8 protein-coding genes are annotated in these 11,062 nt (G+C 73.4%); 1 reads left to right on the forward strand and 7 read right to left on the reverse strand.

Translation table 11 applies throughout. The annotated features are described in order from the left end of the window. Positions 1-21: 21 nt before the first annotated feature. On the reverse strand, positions 22-4,179 hold the full coding sequence (gene eccCa / locus BM076_RS23395; RefSeq protein ID WP_245796251.1) for a type VII secretion protein EccCa: 4,158 nt from the start codon (positions 4,177-4,179) through the stop codon (positions 22-24). Positions 4,180-4,282: 103 nt separating this feature from the next. Further along, positions 4,283-4,711 carry a WXG100 family type VII secretion target gene (locus tag BM076_RS23400; RefSeq protein WP_093715652.1) on the reverse strand — a complete coding sequence of 143 codons (429 nt, stop codon included), beginning with the start codon at positions 4,709-4,711 and terminating at the stop codon, positions 4,283-4,285. A 156-nt stretch (positions 4,712-4,867) separates the two neighbouring features. Here BM076_RS23400 and BM076_RS23405 point away from each other — a divergent pair, with 156 nt between their 5' ends. After that, positions 4,868-5,488, forward strand: coding sequence for a hypothetical protein (locus BM076_RS23405; protein ID WP_093715653.1), 621 nt, complete (start codon positions 4,868-4,870; stop codon positions 5,486-5,488). Positions 5,489-5,513: 25 nt separating this feature from the next. Here the strand turns inward: BM076_RS23405 and BM076_RS23410 are convergent, their stop codons facing one another. The 5 genes from BM076_RS23410 to BM076_RS23430 form a co-directional block, all read right to left on the reverse strand. Then, positions 5,514-5,837, reverse strand: coding sequence for a hypothetical protein (locus tag BM076_RS23410; protein ID WP_093715654.1), 324 nt, complete (start codon positions 5,835-5,837; stop codon positions 5,514-5,516). Between the two features lie 130 nt (positions 5,838-5,967). Continuing rightward, a complete protein-coding gene (locus tag BM076_RS23415) occupies positions 5,968-8,727 on the reverse strand; it encodes a right-handed parallel beta-helix repeat-containing protein (protein WP_093715655.1) in 2,760 nt (919 codons plus the stop codon). 106 nt (positions 8,728-8,833) lie between these two features. Beyond that, positions 8,834-10,180, reverse strand: a complete 1,347-nt coding sequence (locus BM076_RS23420; RefSeq protein WP_093715656.1) for an EsaB/YukD family protein — start codon at positions 10,178-10,180, stop codon at positions 8,834-8,836. A gap of 75 nt (positions 10,181-10,255) precedes the next feature. Then, a complete protein-coding gene (locus BM076_RS23425) occupies positions 10,256-10,570 on the reverse strand; it encodes a WXG100 family type VII secretion target (RefSeq protein WP_093715657.1) in 315 nt (104 codons plus the stop codon). 20 nt (positions 10,571-10,590) lie between these two features. After that, positions 10,591-10,956, reverse strand: coding sequence for a WXG100 family type VII secretion target (locus BM076_RS23430; RefSeq protein ID WP_093715658.1), 366 nt, complete (start codon positions 10,954-10,956; stop codon positions 10,591-10,593). Positions 10,957-11,062 lie beyond the last annotated feature (106 nt).

Here is an 11,062-nt window from a genome sequence, read left to right on the forward strand (position 1 = left end):
GTGCGCCGACCGGCGAACGGCCTACGTCTGCACGGATTCCGTGCGTACGGACTCCGTGCGTACCGACTCCGCGTGTCCGGACTCCGTCACCACGGATTCCGCCGCCACGGTCCCTGCCGGCACCGGCCCGGCCGCTGCGCCCCACTGCTCGTCGTCCGGTACGTCCCGGGGGTCGACGGCGACCTGGACGAGGGTGGGTTCATGGCCGCGCCGGACGAGCGTGCCGCGGCCGGGCGGCCGGAGGTGGGCGCGCTGCTCGCCGATCAGCACGCCTTCGCGGTGATCGCCGGAGAGCAGCAGCGCGCCGGCGCCGATCTCCTTGAGCCGGCTCAGCAGCGGGTCCGACAGCAGGGCGCGCCCCGCGCCCCCGACCCGGCGGGCCAGGACCAGGTGGAAGCCCAACTCGGCGGCCTGCGGGATGAATTCGGCGAGCGGCGCCAGCGGACCGCGCCCCATGGCGCCGGCCGCCAGGTCGTAGTCGTCGGCGACGACGTACAGCTCCGGGCCCTGCCACCAGCCGCGTTCGGCGAGCTGGGCGGGGGTGACGTCGGCGGGCGGGATGCGCGAGCGCAGTGTCTCGGCCAGCGCCGCGGTCTGGCCGGCCACCAGGTCGGCGCTGCCGCCGCGGGCGCCGATGTACTCCTCGGGCAGCACGTCCAGCAGGCTGTGCCGGTAGTCGACGACCATGAAGCGCAGGTCGCGCGCGCTGTGCCGGGCGGCCAGGCCGCGCATCCAGGAGCGCAGGAAGGTGGTCTTGCCCGCCCCGGAGTCGCCGAAGACCACGAAGTGCGGTGCGCCGGAGGTCAGATCGAGGCCGACCGGGCGCAGGTCGGACTCGCGCAGCCCGATGGGCACATCGCGTTCTCCGATGCCGGGGCCGTGGCCCTCCCAGCGGTCGGCGGGCGCGGGGGCCCCGGCGGCGGCCAGTTCGCGGACGGTGAGCCGTTCGGGCAGCACCCGCAGCGCGGGCGCCGCGGGCCGCTGCCAGCTCGACGCGATGCGGGCGACCAGCCGCCGTTCGGCGTCGGCGATCGACTCGGGCTCGTCGAGGCCGTCGAGCCGGGGCAGCGCGATGTGGTGGCTGAGACCGGGCGAGGCCAGGCCGCGGCCGGGCAGGCCCTGTCCCATGGCGCGTGCGGCCGGGCGGCTGATCTCGGACTCGGACGGGTCGTTGAGCCGCAGTTCGAGGCGGCCGGGGATGTTGTCGCGCAGGCTGATCCGGATCTCCGCCCAGCGGTTGGCGGTCACCCACAGGTGGATGCCGACGCCGAGGCCGCGGGCGGCGATGTCGGTGAGGGCGGCGACGGCGTTGTCGTCGGTGGTGTGCAGGGCGGCGAGATTGTCGACGACGAGCACGACGTCGGCGGAGCGCACACCGTCGGGCAGGTCGCCCGCGGCACGCCGGGAGCGCAGGTCGGCCGCGGACTGGATGCCGAGGTCGCGGAACATGTGTTCGCGCGCGGTGACCAGCCGGCCGACCTCGGCCAGCACCCGCCGTACCCGTTCCTCGTCGCGGCGGCCCGCGACACCGGCCACATGGGGCGCGGCGGCCAGGCCGTGCAGCGCGCCGCCGCCCATGTCGACGGCGTAGAACTGCAGTTCGTCGGGGGTGTGGGTGAGCATGGCGCTGAGCATCGCGGTGCGCAGGAAGGTGGATTTCCCGCTCTGCGGGGCGCCGACCAGGGCGATGTGCCCCTGACGTCCCGTCAGGTCGATGACGAGCGGCAGCTGTTCCTGACGGGCGGGGATGTCGAGCACACCCGCCGGGAATTTCAGCGCGCCCGCGAACGGCCACATGGCGCAGCGCAGGCCCAGTTCGGGGTCGGTCTCCGGTTCGCCGAGCAGCGAGTCCAGGGTGAAGCGGGCGGGCAGTGGCGGCAGCCACACCTGGTGGCCGGGGCTGTCCTGGGTGAGCATCCGCTCGACGGCGATCTCGAGTTCGGTCGCGCCGCCGTCCTTGGTCCACTCCCAGCGGACGGCCTCCGGCTCCTGCGGGGCGGCCGGCGGGAGGTCGCCGTGCACCGCGAAGGGCACGGGCTCGGCCGCGACGGCGGTGCTGTCGGTGTCGCGTTCGCGATAGGGCGCCGAGACGTGCGCGACCCGGAAGCGTTCGTAGACCGACTCGTCGACCTTGAGGTAGGCGGAGCCGGGGATCGCGGGCAGCGCGTAGGCGTCGGGGGTGCCGATGACGGCGCGGGACTCGGCGGCGCTGAAGGTGCGCAGGCAGATCCGGTACGACAGATGGGACTCCAGGCCGCGCAGCCGGCCCTCCTCCAGTCGCTGGGTGGCCAGCAGCAGATGCATGCCGAGCGACCGGCCGACCCGGCCGATCTGCACGAACAGGTCGATGAAGTCCGGCCGCTGGGAGAGGAGTTCGCCGAATTCGTCGACGATGACGAGCAGATACGGCAGCGGCTCCAGCGGCTTGCCGTGGATGTCGGTGCCGCCGGCGGCCTGCCGTATCTGGTACTCGCGCACCGAGTCGACGTTGCCCGCCTCGCGCAGCATCCGCTGCCTGCGCTGCTGTTCGCCCTGGAGGGCGTTGCGCATCCGGTCGACCAGCGCGAGATCGTCGGCGAGATTGGTGATCAGGCCGGAGACGTGCGGGAGTTCGGTGATGCCCGCGAAGGTCGCGCCGCCCTTGAAGTCGACCAGCACGAAGGCCAGATGTTCCGGCGCGTGCACCATCGCCATGCCGGTGACCAGAGTGCGCAGCAGTTCGCTCTTGCCGGAGCCGGTGGCGCCGACGACCAGTCCGTGCGGGCCGATGCCGCCCTGCGCGGACTCCTTGAGGTCCAGCACCAGCGGTTCGCCGGCGCCGGTCACACCGATGGGGACGCTGAGCAGGTCACGCTCGTCGGGGGCGCGCCGTTTGGCGGCCGGGTCGAAGGCCGCGATGTCGGGGAAGCCGAGCATTCCCGACAGCGAGACGTGCTCGGACAGGACCTGTTCGCGCTCGCCGGAGAGCATCAGCGGCGCGAGCGCGCGGGCGGTGGCGGTGAGCACGGCGGGCTCGACGGTGTCGGCGGCGCCCTTGTCGACCGCCGCGTGCAGGGCGGGCGCCCGGCCCTCCAGAACGAGGCCGCCGCGGATGTCGGTGCGGGCCCGTACGTCGACCCGGCCGGGTTCGCTGCCCTCCTCCTCGACCAGGCACACCACGTGCAGGCCGAGGTCGGGGCCCGCCTCGGTGAGCAGGGCCGCCAGCAGGGCGGAGCGCGCCCAGGCCGCCTCGGGCTCGTAGTCGTCGAGGAACACCACGAGGTGGCGGCGGGGGCTGGTGTCGCGCTGGGTGACCAGGCGGCTCATCCGCTCGGCGCGGGCGGCCACGGCCTGGTCGAGGGTGCTCTGCAGATACTCCTGGAGTCCGGCGAGGTCATCGGCGAGCATCGGGACGGCCTCCTGCTCGCGGACCGGCGCCTCCTGGTCGGGGTGCTGGGCGTGCGGCAGCCATTTCGCCCAGTCCCAGGCGGAGTTGCCGCCGGTCACGACGGCGATCCGTACGTCGTCCGGGGCGTGCAGGACCGACAGCTGGAGCAGCAGGGTCTGGGCCAGTTCCCTGGTCCGGGGGCGCGGGCCGAGCAGGCTGACCACGCCGGAGGCGCGCAGGTCGAGCCAGGCGGCCTGGCCGGGCACCGTGCCGTACGCGGCGACGAGTTCGGCGGCGGCGTGCCGGCACTGCGTGTCGACCTCGACGGTCGGATCGTTCTGCTCGGGCATCCGCAGCGCGTCGGCCGCCGGTACGGTGCCGGTGCCCAGCCGCAGGCGGAGGAAGTCGTCGTCACCGGGGCGGCGTTCCCAGACCCGGCGGCGCTGGCCGGCGATCGCCCACAGCCGCTGCGGGTGCGGGTGCCGCCACGCGTCGGCGGCCCGCTGGCCGACCCGGGACCGTACCGCCTGCCTGCGGATCCCGGCCAGGTACTCCACATAGCGTTCGCGCTGCCGGAGTTGGTTGCGCCGCCTGCTGCCCCGCAGTTGCATCCGGACCCCGATGGTGATGCCCACGGACACCACGACGAAGGCGATGCCCAGCAGGATCATCCACGCCTTGCCGTAGGCGACCATGTACGCGGCCATGCTCATGCTGGACAGCAGCGGAAGCAGGAGCATCAGCCAGCCCGCCGCGCCCTGCGGCTGCGGCCGTTGGGGCGGTGCGGCCAGTTTCGTCACACCCTCCGGCATCGGCGGGGGTGTCATGCGGACGGGGCGGTGGAAGGGGATTCGACTCACGGTGGCTGCCTAGCTGGCTGGTGGGGCGCGGGGGGCGGGGGCTGGGGCGGTCCGCTCAGCCGGGGAAGGTCATGGTGACGGCCGTCTTGTTGGTGTCGGTGACCGCATCGGGTTTGTCCTTGCTGCTCCCGGAGGTGTCGGCGAAGTTCTTGAACAGGTCGGTGATGCCGTCCTCGGCCGCGCTGTAGTTGGCCGACACCATGCCGACGCCGTCGGCCAGCGTCGGCAGGACGCCCTTGCTCGGGTCGTCCTTGGTGCCGAAGAGTTCGGTCATCACCCGGACCCACTCCTTGTTGAGGTCGTCCGCGTCGCTGGCGGCCTTGCCCTGCCAGGCGACGCGCAGCCCGCTGAGGGTGTTGTTGATGGTGACGAGGCTGTCCGAGACGGCTTGGCCGAGGTCGTGCAGATTGCCGGCGACGGTGTTCATGCCGCTCGGGGAGATCTTGAGGACGGAGACGTCGTAGTTGGTGCTGTCGTCGGCCATGGACTCGCCTTTCTCGACCGGGAGTTGGGGCACACACGGTGCCGGTGCCGAAGAGGCGCAGGTGACGGCTGTGGTGACGATCCCCTGCTGACAATTCCTCATATAAGTGGTAAACCTGGCGGCGGTACTGTGCGGCCGCCGGACGAGGGAGACACCGTGACCAAGCCGATCACCTCGAAGTACGACCCGACGCCGCTGCCCGAGACGACGGACGACGGCTCGACCCCCACGCCGTCGCCCGACAACGGCAAGGACCTCAGCTCCCTGGTGCCGGAGACGCACGTCGCCTGGGACGTGCCGCCGTCCTTCAACACCGACCCGAAGGACCTGGACGGCGGGGGTGGCGACCCGAAGCAGATCACCGAGCCGTCCGGCGACCTGAGGATCGACCTGGGCGCGCTGCGCACCGCCGAGAAGGCGATGCTCACCGAGGCGCGCGCCGCGGTCGCGAAGTACGAGGAGCTGCGCGCCAAGGTCGAGGCCGTCAAGGGCCATGTCTTCGGGCAGGGCGCCCAGGACCCGAACGACCACAGCGGCTACACCTCGCTCGCGGCCGGGTACGACCCGCAGGAAGGCAAGACGCACGACAATCCGTTCGCCGCCAGCGGCGCGACGTTCGCCGCCGAGATGAACCCGGCACAGGAGCGGGCGCTGCTCCAGATCGGCTCCACGCTGGAACGGCTCGGCGAGTACATCGCCCTGCTCAACCACTCCGGGCAGGTCTACGCCGAGACCGACCGCAACTCCCGCTTCCCGGACCCGCCCGCGGCGGGCTGAACCCCGCCGCGCGGCCCGGCGCCGCTCAGCCACCGGACGACCCGTCGGTGAGGTTGTCGTGGTTGGCGTGCTCGGCGTTGTGGTAGTTGGTGTAGCTGGTGTTCATCCGGTGGAGGATGTCCGTCAGCAGCGCCTCCAGGTCGTGCTGGCTGCGGTGGTACCACGCGGTGATGGACTCGAAGGAGCCGTGCGACGGGCTGGCCCAGTGGTCGCCGACCTCCTTCATCTTGGCGTCGATCGACGCCATGTGCGCCGAGATCGTCGTGTGCTCCTTCTTCACCACCCCGATCGCGTCCTTCAGCGCCGCCAGGTCCGCGAGCCACTCCTGGAGCGTCGGTTCTTCCGCCATCGTCACCGCACCTGCCTTTCACCCGGTCCGTCGTCGTACGGGGCACGCCGCCGGGCCACCGGCAGCCCGGTCGCGCACCGTCCGGTCACGCGCTGTCCGGTCACGCGCTGCTCGGCCGCGCACCGCCCGGTCACAGGGCCTCCGCCGGCGGGAGGTCGGCGGGCAGCAGCGCGGTCAGCAGCCCGTCGTCGGCGGCGGCCAGATCGGCGACGCTCAGGCCGAGTTCGGCGACCCGCTGGGCGTGCCGCTCGGTCATCCGCTGGAAGACCTGCCGGGCGCTGCGCCCGTTGCCGAACTGCTCGCCGCGCGGCACCGTCGCGAAGTAGTCGTGCAGCGCGGCGGCGGTCTCCGGCGCGACGGTGTACTCGTGGCTGCTGGCCTGGTGCTCCACGATCCGCACCAGCTCCGGCGCCGAGTAGTCGTCGAAGTGCAGGGTGCGGGTGAAGCGGGACGCCAGGCCCGCGTTGGACTCCAGCAGCCGGTTCATCTCGGTGGGGTAGCCCGCCACGATGACGACCACCTCGTCGCGGTGGTCCTCCATCAGCTTCACCAGCGTCGAGACGGCCTCCGCGCCGAAGTCGCTCAACTGCCCCTGCGGCACCAGGGAGTACGCCTCGTCGATGAAGAGCACACCGCCGAGCGCCCGCCGGAAGACCGCCGTCGTCTTCGGCGCGGTGTGCCCGACGTACTCGCCGACCAGATCGCCTCGGTCGGCCTCGACCAGATGGCCGCGGCTGAGCAGGCCGAGCGCCGCGAGGAATCCGCCGTACAGCCGGGCCACCGTGGTCTTGCCGGTACCCGCGTTCCCGGCGAAGACCAGGTGCCTGCTCAGCGGCGGCGGCGCGAGCCCGGCGTCCTGCCGGACCTTGACCATCTGCATCAGCTTCGTCAGCGTCACCACGTCGCGCTTGACGCCGTCCAGGCCCACCAACCGGCCCAGCTCCGCGTGGAGTTCCTCCAGCCGAGCCTCCGCGGAGCCGTCCGCCTCGGCGCCGCCGGCGCCCTCCGCGGAGCCGGCGCCGGGTGAACCGGTCCCGGAGGAAGGGAGGTTGGGGCGGCCCGTCGGCGCCGCGCCGACGCCCGGCGACAAGGGGGCGGCGAGGGTCGGCAGCAACGGCTCGGCCACGTCCGCGACATGGCAGTCCACCGCGTACACCTCGGCGTCGGCGTCCCGCAGCAGGTCGGTGTCGGTGCCGTCCACGACGCAGCGGCGCAGCTCGAACCGGGAGCGGGCACCGGCGTAGACGGCGGGGAAACGGCTCTTGGTGAAGTGGCAGTCCTCGTACCGGCCCGCTCCGCCCTCCTCCACGTACAGCGCGTTCTTCGCGGCCGACGCGACCGTGAGACCGTGCACGGCGGGCCGGGCCCCGGCGCGTACGACGACGCCGCTGCCCCGGGACTCGCGCACCTCGCCGCCCGTCACGACGGCCGTGCTGTCCTCCTCCAGCAGCAGACCGGTGATGCCGCCGGTGACCGTCACGTCCTCCAGCCGGGCGCCGGTGCCGGGGCCGACGCGTACGCCGGTCTCGCCGCCGGCGGTGACGGCGCAGCCGGCCAGCAGCGGCCGGTGGGTGGTGGACAGCCGCACCCCCTCCCGGCCGCCATCGATCCGGCAGTCGCGCAGCGCCGCGTCGCCGCCCTCCACGGACACGCCCGCCAGCTCCACATCGCTCACCTCGCAGCCGTCCGCGAGGAGTTCGGCCCGCTCGGTGACGCGCACCCCGTACTCGGCGGAGCCGCCGACCGCGCCGTCGGTCACCGTCACGCGCGCGGCGCCGCCGAGGTGCACGGCGGTGTACGCGGTGTCCCGTACGGTGCAGCCGGTCAGCGCGACCTCCGCGTCGCCGGTCGCGTACAGCCCGTTGGCGCCGGTACGGGCGAAGGTGCAGTCGCGGGCGGCGGCCCGTGCGGTGGCGCTCACCACGAGCGCGGTGTCGGCGCAGTCCACGGCGCGGACCGACACGAGTTCGGCGAGCGCCTCGCCCGTCACCAGGACCGCGGCGCCGGTGGTGTGGTGGACGTGGCAGCCGTCCAGCAGCACCGCGCTGCCGTCCTCGGCCAGGACGCCGCCGCCCGCGGTCCTGAAGATCTCGCAGTCGTGCAGGCGGACGCCCTGGGACACCTCGCCGCGGGCGGCCTCGCCGCCGGCCCCCGCCGTACGGAAACCGTCGCCCGCCGGGCCGGTGACGCGGCCGGCCGTACCGCGCGTCCACACGCCCCTGCCGCCCGCCTCGTACAGCCGGGTCGCGCGCAGCACCGCGGTGGCATGGCCCTCCACCAGGACGGCGGCCCGGCCGCTGTCGCGGATCTCGCAGCGGGTGAGTTCTGCGTGCGCGCCCGCGGCGACCACGACGCCGCGTCCGGTGGCGCCGTCCACCAGGGAGTCGGTCAGCTCGGCGGCGGCCTCGTCCTCCACGACCAGGCCGTCCCCGGCGCAGCCGCCGACGGTCAGCCGGTCCAGGGTGGTGCGGCTGGTGCCGGTCAGCCGCACCGCGGCACCCTCGGCCTGCCGCACGCTGCACCCGCTCAGCACGGGCGCCGCGGCCCCGGAGACCTCGACGCGGCCGCCGGTGATCTCGCAGTCCCGCAGCACTGGTTCGCCGCCGCGCACCAGCACCCCCGGCTCGCGCGGCGCCGGGGAGATCAGGGCGAAGCCGCGCAGTTCGGCGCGGCCCGCGTGCACGGTGACGGCCGGGCCGCGCGGCGCGACCAGCCGCACCACGCCCTTGGCGATCAGGGTGACATCCTTGTCGAGCACCAGATTCTCGGTGTACGTGCCGCTCTGCACGGTGATCACGGCGCCGGCCTCGGCGCCCCTGACCGCCGCCGCGATGGAGCGGTGGCTGCCCCAACTGCCGGGCGCCACACGCTGCGTGCCCGCTCTCACCACGGCCGCCGCCGATCCGGGGCGGGCGACCCCACGGGCATCGGCGCCGGCACCGGTATCGGCACCGACGCTGGCACGGATATCGGCGCGGATGTCGGCCGTGGCGCGCTCACAGGCCGCTCCCCCGGTTGGCCAGCCAGCCGAACAGGCCGAAGACACCGGCCGCCAGCGGCAGGCTCACCACGACGAGGAAGGTGGCGGCGGACCCGGCCCACGCGGGGCGCTCCTGCTCGACCGGGCGCAGGGCCGCACCGAAGGCGAGGAAGAGCCCGACCGCGACCAGCACCACCCCGGCGGCGAAGGCGGCCATCGGACCGGCCGCCCGCGAGTCGACCAGATAGCCGGGCACCCGTACGGCCAGGCCCAGCAACCCCACCACCCCGGCGGCCAGTTGGGGCACCACCGCGGTCAGCACACGGACCGAGCCCGCCTGGAAGAGCAGCCCGACCGAGACGCACGCCACCAGCACCAGGCCGTAGACGCCGTCGAAGAACGTCAGGGTGAGCAGGGCGGCGGCGAGCACGGTCCCGGTCACGACGCTCAGGAAGGTGAGCAGTCCGTTGCCCCGGCGGACGACGGCCGCCACGTCCGCGTCGTCCAGGGCCGCGGCGCCGGTGTCGGGGCCGTCCGGCACCAGGACCGCGATCTGGCTGGTGATCCGGGGCAGCAGCCCGGTCACCAGGAACAGCGCCGTCGCCACCACGGCCGCCGAGCCGGCCGGCCCCGCGTGCAGCGCGGCCAGCGGCACCACGAACAACGCGGCCGCCAGCGCCAGCAGTTGGAGGATCACCGTGGACGGCGCGGGCAGCGCGACCACCGCGGCGAGCGCGCCGAGCACCGCGCCACCCGCCGCCAGCATCGGCGTGATCACCGCGCCGTGCACCGGCAGCCCGAGCCCCGTGCAGGCCAGCAGCGGGCAGGCCGCCAGCGCCAGGAGCTGCCGCATCGCGCGCGGCAGCGGCCAGTTCTTGCGCTCGGCGTACCACGCGATCAGCGCGCAGCACAGCGCGGCCGGGCCGAACAGCAGCGCCCACAGGCCCGCGACCCGCTGGGCACCGAACCAGACGGCCGCGCCGACCATGAACAGCAGCCCGGCGCCCAGCACGCACTGGGCGCGCCTGCGGGCGCTCCACAGGCCGCTGTCCTCCTGGGCCCCGGCGATCTGCTCGTCGAGGTCGGTGACCGTCAACTCGCCGAGTTCCGCCGCCCGTTGGTCGAGCAGGTACAAGGTGGCGCCGTCCACGATGCCCGCCGCCGCGAGCGAGTCGTCCAGCGCCAGCGACGGGCCGCCGGGCTCGGCGAGCGACCAGACCGCGGGCATGGCCTCGGACTCGGACTGGCCGCACATGGAGGCGAGCCGGGGGACGTACTCGGCTATCGGGGCCTGCGCCGGGAGGGCCAGGTCGACCCGCCTGCGTTCGCCGACCACGGTGACCCGGCAGCGTTCATCGGGCACGGACGTTTCCTTCGGTGTCGTACGGTGCGGCCGTTCGGCCGCGGGTGTTCACGGGGGTGGCCGCGGACCGTGGACTCAGTGCCGCCAGGTGGAGATGTTCGACCACTCGGCGTCGCTGTAGTTGTTCCAGTTGACCTGCATGGCGTGCGCGATCCGGCCGAGCACGCCGTCCGGGCCGAACAGGCCGTCGGCCGCCAGGTCCCACTCGTTCTGCATGTCCTGGTAGTACGTGGCCGCCTGGCTCTCCCGCCAGGCGTCCGTCAGTGGCGCCAACTGCGTTTTCAGCGCCTGGAGTTCGCCGGAGATCTCACCGGCCCTGGCGTTCAGCGTGCTGCCGGCCGCCGCGAGCCCCTCACCGACGTAGATCGGTGTGCCATCGATGTTGGCCATCAAACCCTCCTCGGCAGGGGTCAGTTGAAGTTGGTGCCGGACGGCGCCTTGGGCAGGTCCTCGCCGAGCGCGGCGAGGTTGGTCAGGTTCTGCTGCTCGGACTGCTCGTAGTTGACGTAGTTGCCCTGGAGCCCCTTGGAGATGCCCTCCAGGGCGTCGTGCAGCATCCGTGCGTAGATGTCGTACTCGGCCATCAGCGTCTGGAACTGGTTGTGGGCGATGCCCTGCCAGCTCGCTTCCAGACTGGCCACATAGGTCTTCAGCTCCGCCAGCTGCGTGGAGATCTCCGCCGCCGTCGAGGCCGTGTTGTTGGAGGCGTTCGCCAGGTATTCGGGAGTCACCCGGTACGTCACGCCGCCGACGTTCACAGAAGGCTGGTCAGCCATGGTGCGGTCCGCCCTTCTCGCGTTGCCCCGGCAGTCAAGCACCGCGGCCGGCCGGGCCGGCCGCGGTGAGCAGCACGTGGGCAGCTTCTGAACACAACTGCCTCGC

The organism is Actinacidiphila alni (assembly GCF_900112845.1).
GTDB classification, from domain to species: domain Bacteria; phylum Actinomycetota; class Actinomycetes; order Streptomycetales; family Streptomycetaceae; genus Actinacidiphila; species Actinacidiphila alni.

Coding starts and splice junctions, on each gene's coding strand:
- eccCa (WP_245796251.1), bottom strand. CDS start 4,179: ATGCCGGAGGGTGTGACGAAACTGGCCGCACCGCCCCAACGGCCGCAG.
- BM076_RS23410 (WP_093715654.1), bottom strand. CDS start 5,837: ATGGCGGAAGAACCGACGCTCCAGGAGTGGCTCGCGGACCTGGCGGCG.
- BM076_RS23400 (WP_093715652.1), bottom strand. CDS start 4,711: ATGGCCGACGACAGCACCAACTACGACGTCTCCGTCCTCAAGATCTCC.
- BM076_RS23430 (WP_093715658.1), bottom strand. CDS start 10,956: ATGGCTGACCAGCCTTCTGTGAACGTCGGCGGCGTGACGTACCGGGTG.
- BM076_RS23425 (WP_093715657.1), bottom strand. CDS start 10,570: ATGGCCAACATCGATGGCACACCGATCTACGTCGGTGAGGGGCTCGCG.